This is a genomic window from Flavobacterium daejeonense DSM 17708, from assembly GCF_000425425.1.
Classification (GTDB): Bacteria; Bacteroidota; Bacteroidia; order Flavobacteriales; family Flavobacteriaceae; genus Flavobacterium; species Flavobacterium daejeonense.
Genome location: NZ_AUDK01000015.1, coordinates 59,627 through 78,989 on the forward strand (window position 1 = coordinate 59,627; position 19,363 = coordinate 78,989).

17 protein-coding genes are annotated in these 19,363 nt (G+C 34.6%); 7 read left to right on the plus strand and 10 right to left on the minus strand.

Going from position 1 to position 19,363, the window contains the following annotated elements:
- Positions 1-82 precede the first annotated feature (82 nt).
- Positions 83-535: a DinB family protein gene (locus H599_RS0111470; protein ID WP_026714269.1), complete on the minus strand. Its 453-nt coding sequence runs from the start codon at positions 533-535 to the stop codon at positions 83-85.
- 367 nt (positions 536-902) lie between these two features.
- Between H599_RS0111470 and H599_RS0111475 the strand changes: the two genes are divergently transcribed.
- On the plus strand, positions 903-2,432 hold the full coding sequence (locus H599_RS0111475) for a SulP family inorganic anion transporter (RefSeq protein ID WP_026714270.1): 1,530 nt from the start codon (positions 903-905) through the stop codon (positions 2,430-2,432).
- Positions 2,433-2,549: 117 nt separating this feature from the next.
- Here H599_RS0111475 and H599_RS0111480 read toward each other — a convergent pair whose 3' ends face one another.
- From H599_RS0111480 to H599_RS0111490, 3 genes are read right to left on the minus strand one after another with little or no spacing between them, the layout of a single operon-like run.
- Entirely contained in the window at positions 2,550-3,494 is a 945-nt protein-coding gene (locus H599_RS0111480; protein WP_035141504.1) for a DUF6807 family protein, read from the minus strand.
- Complete coding sequence (locus H599_RS0111485; RefSeq protein WP_026714272.1) at positions 3,494-3,997, minus strand: SRPBCC family protein; 504 nt, start codon at positions 3,995-3,997, stop codon at positions 3,494-3,496. Before H599_RS0111485 ends, H599_RS0111480 begins: the two co-directional genes overlap by 1 nt.
- A complete protein-coding gene (locus H599_RS0111490) occupies positions 3,975-4,313 on the minus strand; it encodes an ArsR/SmtB family transcription factor (RefSeq protein WP_026714273.1) in 339 nt (112 codons plus the stop codon). Before H599_RS0111490 ends, H599_RS0111485 begins: the two co-directional genes overlap by 23 nt.
- Positions 4,314-4,691: 378 nt before the next feature.
- Here H599_RS0111490 and H599_RS0111495 point away from each other — a divergent pair, with 378 nt between their 5' ends.
- The 3 genes from H599_RS0111495 to H599_RS0111505 all read left to right on the plus strand — a co-directional run bounded on the left by H599_RS0111495 (position 4,692) and on the right by H599_RS0111505 (position 6,043).
- Positions 4,692-5,174, plus strand: a complete 483-nt coding sequence (locus H599_RS0111495; RefSeq protein ID WP_026714274.1) for an RNA polymerase sigma factor — start codon at positions 4,692-4,694, stop codon at positions 5,172-5,174.
- Between the two features lie 3 nt (positions 5,175-5,177).
- Positions 5,178-5,729, plus strand: a complete 552-nt coding sequence (locus tag H599_RS0111500; protein ID WP_026714275.1) for a hypothetical protein — start codon at positions 5,178-5,180, stop codon at positions 5,727-5,729.
- A 125-nt stretch (positions 5,730-5,854) separates the two neighbouring features.
- Entirely contained in the window at positions 5,855-6,043 is a 189-nt protein-coding gene (locus H599_RS0111505) for a hypothetical protein (RefSeq protein ID WP_026714276.1), read from the plus strand.
- A gap of 75 nt (positions 6,044-6,118) precedes the next feature.
- Here the strand turns inward: H599_RS0111505 and H599_RS0111510 are convergent, their stop codons facing one another.
- The 6 genes from H599_RS0111510 to purL form a co-directional block, all read right to left on the minus strand.
- Entirely contained in the window at positions 6,119-6,901 is a 783-nt protein-coding gene (locus tag H599_RS0111510) for a PhzF family phenazine biosynthesis protein (RefSeq protein ID WP_035141505.1), read from the minus strand.
- Positions 6,898-8,316: an aminotransferase-like domain-containing protein gene (locus H599_RS0111515; RefSeq protein ID WP_026714278.1), complete on the minus strand. Its 1,419-nt coding sequence runs from the start codon at positions 8,314-8,316 to the stop codon at positions 6,898-6,900. Before H599_RS0111515 ends, H599_RS0111510 begins: the two co-directional genes overlap by 4 nt.
- A 62-nt stretch (positions 8,317-8,378) precedes the next feature.
- Positions 8,379-8,753, minus strand: coding sequence for a hypothetical protein (locus H599_RS0111520; RefSeq protein WP_026714279.1), 375 nt, complete (start codon positions 8,751-8,753; stop codon positions 8,379-8,381).
- A gap of 201 nt (positions 8,754-8,954) precedes the next feature.
- Complete coding sequence (locus H599_RS0111525) at positions 8,955-9,392, minus strand: HIT family protein (protein WP_026714280.1); 438 nt, start codon at positions 9,390-9,392, stop codon at positions 8,955-8,957.
- A gap of 50 nt (positions 9,393-9,442) precedes the next feature.
- Positions 9,443-9,883, minus strand: coding sequence for a DUF2059 domain-containing protein (locus H599_RS0111530; protein WP_026714281.1), 441 nt, complete (start codon positions 9,881-9,883; stop codon positions 9,443-9,445).
- 131 nt (positions 9,884-10,014) lie between these two features.
- Entirely contained in the window at positions 10,015-13,695 is a 3,681-nt protein-coding gene (gene purL, locus H599_RS0111535) for a phosphoribosylformylglycinamidine synthase (RefSeq protein ID WP_026714282.1), read from the minus strand.
- A gap of 204 nt (positions 13,696-13,899) precedes the next feature.
- On the opposite strand from purL, the gene H599_RS0111540 reads away from it, so the two are divergent.
- The 3 genes from H599_RS0111540 (at position 13,900) to H599_RS0111550 (ending at position 19,188) form a co-directional block, all read left to right on the plus strand.
- Positions 13,900-14,589, plus strand: coding sequence for a hypothetical protein (locus tag H599_RS0111540; protein ID WP_026714283.1), 690 nt, complete (start codon positions 13,900-13,902; stop codon positions 14,587-14,589).
- A gap of 222 nt (positions 14,590-14,811) precedes the next feature.
- On the plus strand, positions 14,812-15,879 hold the full coding sequence (locus tag H599_RS0111545; RefSeq protein ID WP_245600515.1) for a formylglycine-generating enzyme family protein: 1,068 nt from the start codon (positions 14,812-14,814) through the stop codon (positions 15,877-15,879).
- Positions 15,880-16,452: 573 nt separating this feature from the next.
- Positions 16,453-19,188, plus strand: a complete 2,736-nt coding sequence (locus tag H599_RS0111550) for a substrate-binding domain-containing protein (protein WP_026714285.1) — start codon at positions 16,453-16,455, stop codon at positions 19,186-19,188.
- The last annotated feature ends 175 nt before the right edge of the window (positions 19,189-19,363 follow it).

Genomic DNA, 19,363 nt, shown 5'->3' on the forward strand with positions numbered 1-19,363 from the left:
TTTGGGTGTTAATTTAGATTTCTAAAAACGCGCTGCAAAATAGAAAAATGATTTAGCTTGAGTATCCTGTATTTTTTCGCGTTTAGGCTCTTTTGTAAAAAATATAATCGGAATTTAGCGGTGCTATGTTATGAGATTTTAAATCAGTTGCTATTTGAGCACGATGATAGGTAGCATGATTAATCACATGAAAAAGAATATCCTGAACCGAATTAGTAAAGGAAATTCCTTTAGAGTTTTGATAATTTATTTTTTGGCTTAAATAAATGGTTTCCAGAATGTGGAGACTTTCGCTGTAATTAGTTTCATTGATTTTTTTCAGATTTTCTAATGGACGTATTTCCCAAACTTCAATATCCGGTTTTTGGTTTAAAATTCGGGCATTCCAAATTTCCTGAGCGTTAATTAAATGATTGAGTAACTGAATGGATTTTTCGGGAATGTTTTTCTGTTCTTTTTCAAATAATTGAATAAGTTGCTGATTGCAATGATAGTTGTATTCGAAAGTGCCTTTGAAAAAAATGTTGGTTTCCATTTTTATTAGATGCTACGTTATTTTTAAGTAACAACAAAGTTATTTGTTTTTATTTGCATTTTTATTTAAAAAAAAATACTTTTGCAGCATATTTATGAAAAATACTACTTATTATATCGCCGTTACTCCGCCTTGATTTTTAATCTTTAAAATCGAAGGGCATTCCTAAAAAAGAGCATTCAATTTTTGAAGGCAATTTTGTTATACACAATAATTTCATTTGTTGTTCAACAGCGATATATTTTTCATGTTTTTACTTTCTTTCGATTTTTGTATTCACACTAAGGATAATTCCTAAACCATTTTATTAATTTTTTTCGATATGATTTCAATAATTGAAATGATATCACAAACTCAATTTTTTTTTATGAAAAAAGTATTTAATTTATTTGATTTATCTCAGAAAGTAAATTATAAAACCGAAATTTTAGCTGGTCTTACAGTCGCCATGACGATGATTCCGGAGTCGCTTTCTTTTGCTATTTTGGCTGGTTTTCCACCTTTAGTAGGTTTGTATGCGGCTTTTATTATGGGATTGGTTACGGCTATTTTTGGCGGACGTCCCGGATTGGTGTCGGGTGGAGCAGGAGCTACGGTAATTGTGCTGATTGCTCTGATGAAATCGCATGGATTGGATTATGTATTTGCTGCGGTAGCTTTAGCGGGAGTCATTCAGATTTTGATTGGTGTGTTTAAATGGGGCAAGTTTATTCGTTTGGTTCCACAACCAGTGATGTTTGGTTTTGTGAATGGTTTGGCTGTAATCATTTTTATGTCTCAGATAGAGCAGTTTAAAAAAGTGGTTAACGGGGAGAGTACCTGGCTTACAGGGGCACCGTTGATGATTATGGCGGGCTTAGTTGCTTTGACTATTGCTATTGTAATGGTTTTTCCTAAAATAACAAAGGCAGTTCCTGCTTCGTTGGTTGCTATTATTGTGGTCTTTGGATTGGTTTTAGGATTGGGAATCGAAACCAAAACGGTAGCCGATATTGCATCGGTAAGTGGTGGATTTCCACCTTTTCATATTCCGAATATTCCTTTAGATTTAGAAACTTTACAATTGATTTTTCCTTATGGTCTGATTATGGCTTGCGTAGGATTGACCGAAGGTTTACTGACTTTGAATTTGGTAGATGAAATTACCGGAACAAAAGGAAATGGAAACCGCGAATGTGTGGCTCAGGGAAGTGCTAATATCTTGAACGGATTTTTCTTTGGAATGGGAGGTTGTCCAATGATTGCACAAACTTTAGTGAATTTGTCTGCCGGTTCCAGAGCGCGTTTATCCGGAATTGTAGCTGCTTTAACAATCCTTTGTATTGTGTTATTTGGCGCTCCGGTGATTGAAAAATTGCCTATGGCGGCTTTAGTGGGCGTGATGTTTATGGTAGCCATTGGTACTTTTGAATGGATTAGTTTGAGAATCATTAACAAAATGCCTAAACAGGATATTTTTGTTGGTGTTCTGGTAGCAATAGTTACTATTTTACTGCACAATCTGGCTTTGGCTGTTTTGATAGGGGTGATTATTTCGGCCTTAGTTTTTGCCTGGGAAAGTGCCAAACGCATCAGAGCCAGAAAATATACAGACGAAAAAGGAGTGAAGCATTATGAAATTTACGGCCCGTTATTTTTTGCTTCTACGACAGCATTTGCCGAAAAATTTGATGTTTTGAATGATCCAAACGAAGTAATTATTGATTTTAAAGAAAGTAAAATTGCCGACATGAGTGCTATTGATGCCGTTCATAAAATTACGGAGCGCTATGCTAAGATTGGGAAAACCGTGCATTTACGTCATTTAAGCGATGATTGCCGCGTATTGCTTGAAAATGCCGAGGGAATCATTGAGGTAAATATTTTGGAAGACCCAACTTATAAAGTAGTACCTTAAAATAAAGGTTGCTTAAATTCTTTTTTTTTGCCACAGATTTTACAGATTAAAACAGATTTATTTAAGTAATCTTTGAAATCTATATAATCTGTGGCTTTTTTAATAAATAGTTCAACGTTATTTATTTTTATAATCCTGATAAATTTGATTAATCGGAACACTGTCAGCAGTACCATCGTGAACAATTAAACGGTATTTTAAGACCGTAGGTTTTTTGTCAGATATCGGAACGGCTGTTGCTCCCGGATAAGGATACACGGCGTTTTGCATGCTTTTTTTGACGCGTAAAATCCAGGGATTTGGAAAGCCGGGATTTTGTGGATTGCATAAAATTGTCAATCCTGCCAATTGCTTATTTTTTCCAATAGAACCCGAAATATCCATCCATTCACTGGCAGGAATGGCTAGGTTGGTCGGGATGATTTTTCCTGTTGGAGCTGTAAAGACAACGTCTTCGTTCAGTTTGATTCTTGGTGAAAAACCACCATAACCTTTTTCATCTTCCGAGCCGCCAATTCGCATGTTAGGCTCTAAAGCCAATAAACTAATTTCAATATCAATCAGGCGATAGTGGTCTTGTTTTGGATGCACTCTGATAAGTGTTGTTTCTTTAACAAAGGGTTTTTCTTTACCACTTGTTGTTTTCCATAAAGGCGATTTCCAATGAACTATAGTTTGTATGGCTTTATTGTGGTCTTTTTGTTTTTTCTTTTTTACCGAAGCCACTTTCCAATTAAAATTTTCAATTTCCCAGCCGTCGCCTATTCGTTTGTTGCCAATATATAATTGGTGCCACGCCCAGAAAATTCCCCGATGATGCAGGTGATCGGCAGGAAAATCTTCACTTAAAACACTACCGTCTAAATTGTATAAGGGATGAATATAATTGGAACGAATATATTTTCCGTTCAATGATTTTTCGGCAGCCTGATAAGTCAAAACAGAGTCTTTACCTTCGGTAAAATAACTTTGCTTTTTTTCAATTTTTAAATGAATCTGGCTAAAAGCAATTTGTCCGGCTAATAATACTAAGCCTATGATGAAATGTTTAATTGCGAGCATTATTTGGTGATTTGTTCTAAATATTCGTCCAAATTTCCCAGAGCCATCGTGAATCCTTCTTTGAATCCCATAGCGATGATTTGTTCTAAATCGGCCAGTTTTTCATATTGAGCAACGATGTTTACAGTAGTGGTTTCACCATTATCCGTAAAGGTATTGGTCCATATAGTACGGGGAAAATCGGTGTTAATTGTACCGTTTTCGTCGCAAAAAGCATCTAAACCGGAGAAATTTTTTAAAAGTTCAATTTTTTGATAATCGTTTCTGCACCAGTGAATTATTCCTTCCGGACTTACCATGCCATAAAACCAGGAGCCTCCTTCTCTAAAATCCATTGATTTTGTTTTGGTTTGATAAGGTTTTGGAGCCCACCATAAGTCTAAAATTTCTGGTTTAGTCCAGGCATCCCAAACTAAGGGAAGTTGGGCTGCAAATTCTCTTTTTACGTTTACCGTGTTGTTTTCTTTGTTGACGATAAAGTCAAATTGTAGGTTCGTTTTCATCTGTTTTATTTTTAAGGTTTGCTAATACGTTATCTAATTCATTAAATCGGTTTTCCCAAATGGCTTTAAACTGGGTAAGCCATTGGTCAATTTCTTTCATTTTTTCAAGTTCTAGCTGGTAATAAATTTCCCTTCCTTTTTGCTCTTGTTTTAAAAGTTCGCATTCTGTTAGGATTCTCAAATGTTTTGAAATGGCTTGTCGGCTGGTTTCAAAATGTTCGGCAATAGCGTTAGGTGTCATGGCTTGAATAGCAATGAGTCCTATTATAGCTCGGCGGGTGGGATCGGCAATGGCCTGAAAAATATCTCTTCTCATTTGGATTTAAATTAATGAAACCAATCGGTTGTTAATTTAATCGCAATTAATTGGTTGCGCAAATTTTTAATGTTAAATTTTATTTTAGATGTAAGTTTTTAAGAGTATTAACAACTAATGTTTTAAAATCTTTACTTATGAAAACAATTCTTATAGCAGCGACTTTTTTTATGTTATGGGCTTGAGGACCGGAATCTTCGCCGGAAGGCAGATCAAAAATCAGAGATAGAAATCTACAAGAGCAACTGGACAGTTTAAAAATGGAAAATATTCAAATGAAAAAAGAGATTCTTTTGATAAAGGAAAAATTAAAAATGACTGTTAAATGAAGCTAATCCTGAATTTTGTTACTTTGGTTTATTCTAAAATAGAGGAACAATGAACACAGTTGAAAAAGAATTTTTAGCAATTGTTTCGCAATATCAGCCGATGTTGTACAAAATTGTTCGTTTGTATCGAGACAGCTTTGAAGACCGGGAAGATTTGTTTCAGGAAATCGTGTTTCAATTGTGGAAATCCTATCCTAATTTTCGGGGAGAAGCCCAAATAAAGACCTGGATGTACCGGATAGCTTTGAATACAGCTCTGGCTTCTTTCCGAAAAAACAGTACAAAAATCAATTATCTGTCTCAATTACCCGATTTAGCCGAAGAAATCATTAGCGACGAGCAAGTGTTGAGAGAAGAACGGTTATTTGCCGTTTTAAACTTGCTTGAAGATGGCGAAAAAGCATTGATTGCTCTGTATTTTGACGAATTATCCTATCAGCAAATGGCTGAAATTTTAGGAATAAATGAAAATTATGTTGGGGTAAAACTCAATCGGATAAAGACTAAAATTAAAAATCTTTTAAAAAAATAAATCATGGAATTAGAGGATTTAAAATCGGAATGGAAAACAGTAAAAACGATTTCTAAAGAGGAGACCGCTTTGTTGTTGATGTTGCAGGAAAACCGTCACCCGGTTTTGAAAAAAATCAGAAGACAAATTCAAATAGAAGTAAGCGCTTGGATAGCTTTTTTGCTGGTTTATTTTTCCATGTTTGACGGTGATAAAAAACCGTTTTGGGTAAATTATATTTTAATTTTTTCGTTCTTATTGCCCATTTTGCATAGTTTGTATGGCTATTTTTATAATAAATATGTAACAGACGGTTCAAATGTTAAAGTTGCATTGGAATTACTTTACAATCGTTTAAAGAAATATGCTTTTATAGCAGTGTTTAGCCGTGTTGCTTTGATTTCAGGTTTTTTATTATTTTTTGCGTATTCCATTGATTTTACAATATCTAAGTTTTTGATACTGCTGTTTTTAGGTATTGTTTTTTCATTTCAATTATTTGTGTTATTTCGACTTTGGAAAAAGCGATTAAAACAAATTTATCAGGATATTCAGATGATTTCAGAGACTAAATAAGACAAATCTTAAGAATTAATTAAAAAGGCTTTAAAAAATCACTAAAAGTGGGTATTGTAAAGAAAATGGAATTACTATACTTTTACAATATAATTAAACGGGGTATTAATTAACACTGTACCAAGATGACGAATTCAGAGAAAATTAGAAAAGTAAATGAATTGCTTATTGAAGTAATCAAAGATGAAGAACATCAGTCAGAAAGTTCTTTTAACGGTTTGAAAGATGTTGTTTTAAGTATTCTCGCAGATTATTGGCAAAACGAGAGAGAGCCAGCTATTTTTATGGAAAATGCTTTAATCGATTTAGATTAATAAAAATAACAGAATTTGTCATTTTAGGGTTTGATGAATTTTTTATAGAAAGCCACTTTTTTAAAGTGGCTTTTCTTATTTTACAAAGATTTCACCAATTAGATAACATTTTGCAAAACCACTTATGCGAACCCTGTTTTCCAATAATTCACAATCCAAATAACCTTTGCGTTTCGAAAGCTGAATGGCGGAAAATTTAGTTTTGTTTAATTCTTTTGCCCAAAAAGGAGTCAGGGTAGTATGAGCCGAACCCGTAACCGGATCTTCATTAATACCGGATTGAGGCGCAAAAAAACGGGAAACAAAATCGGAAGTTTTACCTTGAGCAGTAACAATAATTCCTCTTACGGGCCATTTTGAAAGTTTTTCAAAATCAGGTTCTAAGTTCAGAATTTCATCTTCATGGTCAAAAACAAACAAATAGTCTGTTTTACCTTTAAATGTTTTTTGTGGCTTTATATTGAATCCATCCGTTATTTGAGGGGTTAACTCCAGAGGTTTCAAGGTATCAACTGGGAAATTTAACGAAAGTAAATTGCCTTCTTTTGTTACTGTTAAATCGCCGCTTCTTGGAGAGAAAAAGTTAATAAGATTATCAGTATAATTTTCATAATTAAATAATACAAAAGCGGCTGCTAAAGTTGCATGTCCGCAAAGATCAACTTCAACGGTGGGAGTAAACCATCTGATTTCGTATTGCTCGTTGTTTTTTACATAAAAAACGGTTTCGGCAAGGTTGTTTTCGGCGGCAATTTTTTGCATCAAATCTTCACTAATCCATTTGTCTAATGGACAAACAGCAGCCGGATTTCCAGAAAAAACTTCATTGGTAAAAGCATCTATTTGATAAATTTTCATTGTAATTGTTGTTTGATTAATAATCCTAAAGTTTTGAGACTGTCTTCTACTTTTTCATCCCATTTAATGGCAAAATTCAGCCGCATGCAGTTGTTGTAACGGTTATGTTGGGTAAACATTCTTCCGGGAGCAAAGCCTATTTTGTGTTGAACGGCAATATCGTATAAAACCGCGGTATCAATTCTCGGGTCGAGTTCTAACCAAAGCACAAAACCGCCCTGAGGATTGGAAATTTTAGTGTTTTCCGGGAAATATTTTTCAATCGCTTTTTTAAAATGCAGGCAGTTGTTGTAAAGGGTATTTCTTAGAGTTCTTAAATGGTGTTCATAGCGACCGTGCTCCATAAAATCGGCAATGACTTCCTGATATAAGGGCGGACTGGACATGGTATTTAGTAGTTTTTTTCGAATCGTTTTTTCTTTGAATTTGCCCGGTGCAACCCAGCCTACCCGATAGCCCGGTGCTAAGGTTTTCGATACCGAACCACACCACAACACATTTCCTGTTTCGTCAAAAGCTTTGCAGGGTTTTGGTCGGCTGGCACCAAAGAAAATATCACCGTATAAATCGTCTTCAATCAAAGGAATATTATGTTTGCTAAGTAAGTGAACTACTTCTTTTTTATTTTCTTCAGGCATACAACTTCCTAAAGGATTGTTGAAATTGGTCACAAAACAACAGGCATTTATTTTAGGCAGTACTTTTTTTAAATCTTCAATTGAAATTCCGGTAACAGGATGTGTTGGTAATTCGATAATATGTAATCCCAAAGATTTTATCATTTGCAAAATGCCAAAATAAACAGGACTTTCGATAGCCACTGTATCACCGGGCTCGGTTACGGTTATTAAGGCATAAAAAAGTGCATTTAAAGCTCCCGAAGTAGTCACAATATCATCTTCTGTCAAATGACCGTCCCAGGTAAAAGACCATTTGGCAATATTTCTTCTCAAATTAATATTTCCCTGAGCGGGTTCGTAACCGGTTCCGCTGTCTTCTAAATTGCGTAAAACTTTTACAACTCCTTTGTTGAGTTTTGCAATGGGAAGCATACTTTTATCCACAACTCCAAGCGCAAATTGTGTAAAATCTTTGTGGGTCAAAGTGTTGAATACCTTACTGATTAAGTCTTCCGGAGTTTTTTCCTGCTGACTTAATTGTAACTGGCTTACAGAAGGGAGCTCCAGTTTGCTATGGAAAGAATGGCTTACATAAAATCCGGATTTGGGTTTTGATTCAATTAACGATTTACTTTCTAATTCTAAAAAAGCCTGTTTTACTGTATTGATGCTAATATTGTATATTTTTTGAATGGTTCGGATAGAAGGCAGTTTTTCTCCGGTTTTTAACGTTCCGGAGGAAATTTGGTCTTCAATGATTCGGGCAATTTTTAAATATAAAATCTCTCTGGGCATTCTTAACTTTTTTGTATCCTATAAAAGTAATAAATATTCTAACTGTAACCGTTTTTGATTTTTTAAGAATAAGAATAGTTTAACCAGTTAATAAGTCGGGTAATGGAAGAATCCAGATTTTTATAAGCCGAATTTTTCCCTTTTTCATTTAAAAACAGTTCTGATTTTTGAATCAAATTTTCCTGAAGGAAATAATGTTCAAAAGCAGTGTCGATATATGTTTTTAACTGATACTTGTCTGAATTTAAGTTTGATGCGTAAGAATATCCAACGATTTTATCGTTTAATTCTGCTACCAAAAGTGGTAATCCAAAGTGTTGGTTGAGTTTTGAGTTTCCCTTTTTTTGCTCCTGATACAGTTTGATAATTGTATCAAGATCTGCTATTGTTATTGCTCTGAAATTAAAATTGGCTTGTTGTTGTGCTGTTGTTTCCATACGTTGCTATTTTGGGTAAAGCTATTTATTTCCTAAAAACAAGTACAGATACAGAAATAATTTTGTTTATGGTTACAGATTGTTTTTGTTTTTTCAAATTTTAAAGCAGATAAAGCAAATTAAAATAGGAGATAATTTGTGTTTTATAAACAAAAAATCCTCTTTTTAAATTGAATTTAAAAGAGGATTTTACTGTGTAAATTAGTTGAGGTTTTTATAAAACGCTTTGATTTTTTCGATTACTGTTTGATATTCAGCATCCGTAAGTTGGGTTTTGTTGGGATTCATTTCGAAAACACTTCCAAAACCATAGCCATCTTTGTATTTAGGAACTACGTGAAAATGCAAATGCGACAGGGTGTCGGCATAGGCTCCGTAATTAATTTTGTCCGGATTAAAAGCTTTGGCAATAGCTTTAGCCGCGGTGGCAACGTCATCCATAAAAGCATTACGCTCTTCGTTACTTAATTCGTGAAATTCAACGCCGTGGTCTTTGTAAACCACATTTAAACGACCGGAGTAAGATTGTTCTTTGAACAGGAACAATTGCGATACTTTCAGGTCGGTAATTTTAATCATTAGGTTGTGCAGGGTTTCATTTTCCTGACAATACAAGCATTCAGAAACTGGTGAAGGCATATCTTGAGTTTTTATGGTTTGTTGTTTGTAACAAAGCTATTGATAGTATTTTATTTTTCCAGGTAACCTTTTTCTTTTAGGCGGGCAAAAACTTTTTCTCCAATTTCTTTGCCCCATTGTTGTCCCATCGTCATCGATTCCTGTACCACCTGAGGCATCGTAGCAACCATTTTTTTTCCAATAGGAGAGTTGTAAAAATTGATTAATTGGTCGATATCAGTTTCAGTATAATATTTCGCGTAAATAGGAGTGATTAAGTTAGTAATATCGTCCGCTTTCATTTCTTGTTTGGCTTCTTCCCAAAATTCCTGAGGAACAGCAGAAAAAGATTTTTTGAAAGAATCCATCATTTGATTCATGACCTGAATGCCTATTTTTCCAGATCCGGACAATTCCAGTAGTTGTTTTATTTTCTCTTCTTTGGAATTATTTTGAGCATTTCCCGCAAAGGAAAGTATCGTTATTCCTAAAATTAAAAGTGTTTTTTTCATGGATTGGTTTCTTAGAATTAAAAAGTTATTTCGTTTTAAATGTAAGGAATTAAATTTTGTAAATAAAAATTATCTCACAAAAAAAGCGCTCTCTTTCAAGAACGCTTTCTAAATATTTAAAAAATTATGATTTAGTTGTTTTCAATCCACTTTCTGGCGTTGACAAAGGCTTCCTGCCAAGGAGTAACTTCGTCGTTTCTATGGCTTGGGTAATTTGCCCAGTTCCATTGGAAAACCGAACGCTCAATGTGCGGCATGGTTACCAGGTGACGTCCTGTTTTATCACACAACATCGCTGTGTTAAAGTCGGAACCATTAGGGTTTGCAGGATAGCTGTCGTAACCGTATTTTCCAACGATATTGTAGTTTTCTTCACCCATTGGTAAGTTAAATTTACCTTCACCATGAGAAACCCAAACTCCCAAAGTTGTTCCGGCTAAAGTTGATAACATCACAGAATTGTTTTCCTGTACGGTTACCGAAGTAAAGATACTTTCGTGCTTGTGGCTGTTGTTGTGTAGCATTTTTCCGTGTACTTCATGCTCCGGATTAATTACTTCCAATTCCATGAATAATTGGCAACCGTTACAAATTCCAACAGATAAGGTATCTTCTCTTTTGAAGAAGTTTTTCAAAGCGTTGTTGGCTTTTTCGTTGTATTTGAAAGCTCCTGCCCAACCTTTAGCAGAACCTAATACGTCAGAATTGGAGAATCCACCCACAGCACCAATAAATTGAACATCTTCTAAATTCTCACGACCTGAAATCAAATCGGTCATGTGGATGTCTTTTACATCAAAACCGGCTAAATACATGGCGTTTGCCATTTCACGCTCGGAATTAGATCCTTTTTCACGAATAATAGCCGCTTTTGGTCTTGGTTTTGTAGCATCAACTTCCGGTTTTTTTCCTGTAAAATGAGCCGGGAAACTAAAGTTTAACGGTTGGTTTTTATAGTTGTCATAACGCTCTTGTGCTGTTCCGTTTTTAGATTGTTTTTGGTCTAATAAGAACGACGTTTTAAACCAAACGTCTCTGTATTTAGCAATATCTAATTTACAAGGACCAAAGTCTAAAGTAGCTTCATTAGTTACTGTTCCTAATTTGTGGAAAGCAACTCCGTTAGCATTTAATTTGTTTTCTAAAGCAGCGTCTTCATTAGCCTGGAATACAATTCCGATGTTTTCAGCAAAAAGATATTTGATGATGTCTTTTTCTTCGAATCCCGACGCTTCGGGAGAAAAGTCAATTTTAGCTCCTAAGTTTACATCAGCAAAACACATTTCTAATAAAGTAGTGATTAAACCACCGCTTCCAATATCGTGACCTGCGACGATATTTCCTTCCAGTATTAATTCCTGAATAGTGTTGAATGCTTTTTTAAAGAAAGCAGCGTCTTTAATCGTAGGTGTTTCAGCTCCAATTTTGTTTAAGATTTGAGCAAATGAAGAACCTCCTAATTTAAATTCATCCTGAGATAAATTGATATAATAGATAGAACCACCGTCTTTTTGTAAAACAGGTTCAACTACTTTTCTAATATCAGTACAGTTACCGGCAGCCGAAATAATAACCGTTCCCGGAGCGATTACTTCGTCATTTGGATATTTTTGTTTCATTGAAAGCGAATCTTTTCCGGTTGGAATATTGATTCCTAATTCGATTGCAAAATCCGAACAACCTTCAACAGCAGCATACAAACGGGCATCTTCACCTTCGTTTTTACAAGCCCACATCCAGTTAGCCGACAATGAAATCCCGCCTAATCCGTCTTTTATTGGTGCCCAGATAATATTTGATAAAGATTCTGCAATGGCATTGCGGCTTCCTGCTACCGGATCAATTAAAGCAGCAATAGGAGCATGACCAATAGAAGTGGCAATTCCTTCTTTTCCGTTAAAATCTAAAGCGACCACACCACAGTTGTTTAGAGGCAATTGTAATGGTCCGGCACATTGTTGTTTGGCTACTTTTCCACCCACACAACGGTCCACTTTATTAGTTAACCAGTCTTTAGAAGCAACGGCTTCCAATTGTAAAACCGCTTCTAAATAAGTAGCAATTTTATCTTTAGTATAATCTAATTCAGCGTAGTTATAGTCAACAGTAGTATCGGTAATAACTGTTTTTGGCGAACTTCCGAAGAAATCTTCCAAAGCATAATCCATTGGTTTAGCTCCGGTAGTTTTTGATTCGAATGTAAAACGGTGATCTCCGGTTACATCTCCCACCTGATACATTGGCGAACGCTCTCTGTCGGCAATTCTTTGCAACGTATCAATGTTTTTTTGACCAATAACCAATCCCATTCTTTCCTGAGATTCGTTACCAATTATTTCTTTAGCCGAAAGAGTAGGGTCACCCACAGGCAATTTGTCTAAATCAATTAATCCTCCTGTTTCTTCCACTAATTCCGAAAGACAGTTTAGGTGTCCACCTGCACCGTGATCGTGTATAGAAACAATTGGGTTGTTGTCGCTTTCTACCAATCCGCGAATGGCATTAGCCGCACGTTTTTGCATTTCCGGATTTGAACGTTGAATCGCGTTTAATTCAATTCCTGAACCGAAAGCTCCGGTATCAGCCGAAGAAACAGCCGCTCCACCCATTCCGATTCTATAATTTTCTCCACCAAGAATAACGATTTTATCACCTTCCTGTGGTTTGTGTTTGATGGCCTGGTCTAATTTTCCAAAACCAATTCCTCCTGCCTGCATGATTACTTTATCATAGCCTAATTTGCGGTCATTTTCGTTATGTTCAAATGTAAGAAGTGACCCTGTAATAAGCGGTTGTCCAAATTTATTTCCAAAATCAGAAGCTCCGTTTGAAGCTTTGATTAAGATGTCCATTGGCGTTTGGTACAACCATTTTCTTTCTTCAAGACCATTTTCCCAGTCCCGATTGCTATCGGGACTATCTTTTTCTAAACGGGAGTAAGAAGTCATGTAAACCGCAGTTCCTGCCAAAGGAAGCGAACCTTGTCCTCCTGCTAAACGGTCACGAATTTCACCTCCCGAACCTGTTGCAGCACCGTTGAAAGGCTCCACAGTTGTAGGGAAGTTGTGTGTTTCTGCTTTTAAGGAAATAACCGAATCAAATTCTTTTACTTCGTAAAAGTCAGCTTTGTCAGCCGTTTTTGGAGCAAATTGTTCGATTTTAGGTCCTTTTACAAAAGCCACATTGTCTTTGTAAGCCGAAACAATATCGTTAGGATTTTCCTGAGATGTTTTTTTGATTAATTTGAAAAGAGAAGTTTCTTTTTCCTGACCGTCAATAACAAAAGTTCCGTTGAAAATTTTGTGACGACAGTGCTCTGAATTCGCTTGTGAGAAAGCAAAAATTTCAGAATCCGTTAGTTTTCTTTCTAATTTGGTTGCCAAATTATTTAGATATTCTACTTCTTCTGAGCTTAAAGCCAAACCTTCCTGCTGGTTGTAAGCCTCAATGTTATCGATTTCTAAAATAGATTCCGGTTGAATATGGATAGTAAAAATATCCTGATTTAATTCGGTGTATTTTTGAGAAAGCATCGGATCAAAATCAGTAAAATCTTCTGAAGTACGATAAAATTCTTCGATACGAATGATTCCTGAAATCCCCATATTTTGAGTGATTTCCACTGCGTTGGTACTCCAAGGTGTAATCATTGTTGCGCGGGGACCAACAAAAAAATCCGTCAATACGGATTTCTCTATTTTAATTGCATTGGCAAAAAGCCAGTTCAGTTTAGAAATATCTTGAGCCGAAATTTCGCCTTGAGTTTGTACGGCAAAAATTGCGTTGCTTTGGTTTTCAAAGAAATGAATCATCGTAAATGTATAAGTTGTTCAATTAACGCTGCAAATTTAGTTTAAAAAAATAGTACGGACAAGTGTAAAAAAGACTTTTTAAAGTGGCGGTATTTAGGCAGTTTTTTTAGTTTTTTATTTCTGAAATAAGCTTCCGGATTTTACTATTCTGTAACTTTGTGGCCAATTAAAATTTAACTTTTTTAATTTCAAAAAAGCAGTAGTATGACTTTAGTTAGCGACCAAATTAGAAGAGTTTCCACTTTTTCGGAACTTGTTAATACCGAATTTAAAGGAACAATGAACGCTTTGTGCTGGTATAGAAATCTAGAAGGTGATTTTAAGGAAATTGTTTCTCAATTGCAATTAAATGAAGATATAACCGAAGTTTTAACCGAGGATTTGCAAGCTCTTCAATTATCAGAAAAAGGAAATTTAGCAAGGGGAACTATTCTGAATGATTTGCAATTATTAACTGATTTTGGTGCTTCGCCTTCGCTTAATTTATTGAAATGTTATGAGCGGGACGAGGAATTTGATTTCATTTCGACGGATGTTTATTCTTATCATGTGGATCGTTCTCCTGTTGCGACAGATACTTTTTTGTGTACCTATTATGGAGCAGCAAGTGATATAATTTCCAATGAGCAGGCAGAACAGAAAATTTTAATTCCTGAAATCAGAAAAAAACTTCAGGAGTTGTATAATGGATCTGCAGAAGAATTTGAGGACTTCCTGAAAGAGAATTATTTTGATTTGCATTATCAGGAAAAATCGAATTCAGAGCCTGTTAACTTAGGATTAGGACATCTGTGGCGACTGGCAGTCGATCATCCTGATCAGCAGGTTTTACCTTGTATTCACCGTGCCCCAAGGGAAAACGAAGGGGAATATCGGTTGTTGTTGATTTGTTAAGAAATATTAGTCAGACCGGATTAGTATTTTGGTTCTTTGAAATTAAACTTTAGCACCAAATAATTAAGATAAAAAGGGTGGTATAAAAAGATTAATTTAGCGTACAGTTGAAGTTAAGGCAAAACCTTAATAGCTTATAAAAGAATTAGAGAATATTTTGAATCAAATTAAAAATTCAATATGGGTATTAGAGAGAAAAAAATAATTAGAGTAATTTTTTTTATGATTATTCCTTTAATAGGGTTTTTGTATGTATTGTTGAGTTTTGGAATTCAAAATAGCGGAAAGAAAATTTCAGAATCAAAGTTTGAATTAACTGTCGAGAATAAAAACAACAAGCCTAAGGATGCTCCGGAAGGAATGGTTTGGATTCCCGGAGGCGAATTTTCAATGGGAAGTGATTTTGATGACGAGAGTTTGTGCAGTATCAAAGGAGTGACCAATGATGCCCGTCCGATTCACAGGGTTTATGTGGATGGATTTTGGATGGATAAAACCGAAGTGACTAATGAAGAATTTGCCGAATTTGTCAAAGCGACAGGCTATACAACTGTTGCAGAGAAAAAGCCTCTGGCAGAAGAATTTCCAGGAGTTCCTTTAGCTGAATTAATTGCCGGTTCGGCAGTTTTTACACCAACAAAAAGTAAGGTAGATTTGAATAATTATTTAGAATGGTGGCAATATATAGGAGGAGCTGATTGGCGACATCCTACAGGTCCGGATAGTAATATAATTGGCAAGGATAATTATCCGGTTGTGCATATTGCATTTGAAGATGCTGCAGCCTATGCAAAATGGGCCGGAAAACGTTTGCCTACTGAAGCCGAATGGGAATTTGCCGCCAGAGGAGGAAAGACAGGCGCATCTTATACTTGGGGAAATGTTTTTAAGCCGGAAGGAAAGTTTCAGGCTAATATTTATCAGGGAGATTTTCCAGTTGACCAAAGCGATACCGCAAAAGACGGTTTTGTAGGTCTGGCACCTGTAGCTCAATACAAACCTAATGGTTATGGCTTGTATGATATGGCTGGTAATGTTTGGGAATGGATAAATGATTGGTATAGCGAGGATTATTATCAGATTTTGTCAGAAAGTGGAAAAGTAACAAGAAATCCGCAAGGTCCTGAATCAAGTAATTATTTTGCTGAGCCAAATGCATTAACAAAAGTTCACAGAGGAGGATCATTCCTGTGTACAGACGAATATTGTACCAGATATTTAGTAGGTTCGCGAGGACACGGTGAAATAAAATCGTCTGCAAACCATATTGGGTTCAGATGTGTTAAATAGTTTTTTAAAAATTAGCAGCTTGTTTATAGTATATAACCCGTTGGGTGAAATTAGTTTTTGATGATAATTTTTCGTCAGTTCGAGTGATTTTCTCCCGAAGCCTCGGGAAGAAAATCGTATCGGGAACAAGAAAAATTTCATTAAAAACGGTTCTCGTCCCGATAGCTATCGGGACATTTTTTGTTCCGTCCCGAAGTGTCGGGATTATACAAAAAACACTCGAACTGACGTTTTTAATAATTCTAACTAACGGGTTAGTGTATAATTTGTTTTTTATTTTCTTTTTCTAACGTCTCTGTTGATAAAAAAAAACAGGTTATTTCTTAAATTTTAGCTTTGGGTGTCATAAAAAAATAAAAGGCTGTCAATTGATAATAATAATTCGATTTTTTTACATTTGCTATTAGCAATTGTGCTACTAAGCAGTTATTTTTTTAATAGCAACCTCTCAAGATTCAATTACTTAAACATACATTATTAAATTTTATATTTATTAAGTAATTTAAATTCCGTCGAAATTTTTTTTTTTGAAACAAAGTCATTTTTACTGTACTTTTTAATTTATTGAAACTTATGTCAAGAATATATATTATTGCAAGCCTGTTATTTTTTGGGTATTTGTTCAATTCATGCAATTCATCAAATGAGAATAAAGAAACTATAACTATAGGTTTTTCACAAAGTATTGATAATGATTTGTGGAGAAAATCGATGGATCATGCAATGGAAGTTGAAACATCACTTCATCCAAACGCTAAATTGATTATTTATAATGCCGATCGAAAAGTAAAAAAACAGATTCAGGATGTTGAAAAAATGATTCAGCAAAATATGGATGTAATAATTATTGCACCTTATGAATCCGATTCCATTGTTCCTGTTATTGAAAAAGCAAATCGAAAAGGAATCCCTGTTATAATTGTTGACAGAAAGGTAAATACGTTAAATTATACCGCTTTTTTGGGGGCTGACAATGTTGAAGTTGGTAAACTTGCCGGAAAACAAATTGTTTCTTTATCTAAAGGAAAAGGTACTGTTGTAGAAATAAGAGGCGAAATTGTAACCTATCCCGGGATTGAAAGAAGCAAGGGGCTGCAACAAATTTTAGATAAATATCCCGGAATACAAAAGATAAGTATTGATGCTGATGATTTTAATTCGCCTAAAAGTAACTTTGTCAGGTTATTAGATAGTTTACCGTCTATAGATTATGTATTTGGGTTTAACGATCTGATAGCTTATAATGCCTGGAAAATAGCTAAGGAGAAGCGACCAAATAATAAAATTAAGTTCATCGGTGTTGACGGATTAAATGGTACTAATGGAGGAGTAGAATTTGTTAAGGAAGGGGTGCTAACCGGTACGATTTTGTATCCAACAGGTGGTGCTGAAGCTATTAAACTAGCTTTGAAGATAAAAAACAAAGAAATCGTTCCAAAGATAAACAAGCTTAATACCACATTGATAGACACTCTTAATGCCGAAATTATGAGTAGTCAATTTGATAAAATATCCTTACAACAATCTGATATTGAAAATCAGCAACATTTTATTAAAGAACAATTACAAAAGTATAGTAGTCAAAGTAATCTGTTGAAAGCTTTAATTGTTTTAAGTCTTGTTATCTTTTTGTTTGCCATTCATAGTATTTATTCCCGAATAATAATTAGCAGAAAAAAGAAAGAACTTGAACTAACTAACGCAAAAATTATAAGCCAGCGTAATGAAATTGAAAAATTTGCCGATGAAATAAAACGCAGTAATGAGGTTCGGCTTAACTTTTTCACGGGGCTTTCGCATGAGTTTAAAACACCTTTAACCTTAATTATGAGTTCCACAGAATCTTTGATGGAAGAAGAAAAAATTAGAGATTCAAAACTCATCGAAGAGATGAAATTGATTTATAAAAATTCAAACCGATTATTACGATTAATTAATCAACTGTTGGATTTTAGAAAGGTTGAAGAACAAAAATTTACTTTACAAGCATCAAAAACCAATATTTATGATTTTACCAATGAAGTAATGATAAACTTTAAAGCCGAAGCGGCACGCAGGAATATTGATTTTCAATTGAGCTGTAAAAATCAAAATCTGGAATTGTTTATTGACCGGAATTTGATGGATAAAGTGTATTTTAATCTGCTTTCTAATGCCTTTAAATTTACTCCTGATAATGGTAAAATAAATATTTCTATAGTAGAAAATCAAGACAATACGGTTAAAATTAGTTTTAAAGATTCCGGAATTGGAATACCTGATAATGAGTTGTCTAATGTTTTTCAGCCATTTTTTAAAGCTTCTAATAACAGTAAAAACAGTTCCGGAATAGGACTTCATCTATCTAAAGAATTTGTTTTCTTACATCATGGTGCCATTGATTTAAAATCAAAACAGGGTAGTGAATTTGTAATTACGTTATTGAAAGGAAATAATCATTTGGCTAATGATGAAATTGTTGAAAATATTGAAAATAAAAATATTGCACAAAATATAATTACCGATCATTTGGAACTTGAATCCGAGGTTGAAAACTTTAATCTTGCTGCCGATTCTGAAAAACATTCTATTTTAATTATAGAAGATAACAGTGATTTGGTTGCTTTTTTACAGGCTAAATTATCCAAAGAATATACCGTCTATACTTCAGACGGAAGTGATGCAATTGAAAAAGCTATCGAAATCATACCCGATATTATTATCTGTGATATTAATTTGGTTGACAAGGACGGTTATGAAATTAGTAAAGCGCTGAAAAAAGATTTGCGTTCTTCGCATATTCCAATTATTATTTTAACGGCTCAAAGCAGTAAAGAAGCTGTGCTGAAAGGATTGCAAAGCGGAGTAGATCAGTACCTTACGAAGCCTTTTAGCCTTTCGATTTTGAAACAATCCCTTTCAAGTTTACTTTTTAACAGGGAAAAATTACGCTATTATTATACAAATAACATTTATCGTGTGGAGCCGGAATCCCGTTTTGGTAATCCGGAACAAACTTTTATTACTAAAATGAATGAAATCATTCAGGGTAATGTAGAGAATCCAAAATTTTCAGTTGAAGATTTAGCCGATAAAATGAGTGTATCAAGAGTTCAGTTGTACAGAAAAGTAAAAGCGATTATGGGAATTAATATTAGTGATCACATTAATAACATCAAATTAGAGAAAGCAGCCGAACTTTTAAAGCTCAATGAAATGAATATTTCGGAGATTGCGTATTCGCTTGGATTCTCTTCTCCAAATTATTTTTCGACCGCTTTTAAGAATAAATTTGGAGTTTCTCCTAAAGAATATAAAACATCACTATAAGATGTAACATAATCAGCTTCTTTTTAGGTAACATTTTCATATCTAAAGTTACAAAATCATAACTATATGGTTTTCGTAACAAAAACAGAATATCTGAAAACCATTGAAAACAAAGGGGTTATGCTTAAAATGATAATCTAGTAGTAATAGAAGAAATAAATTGTAACATCATTAA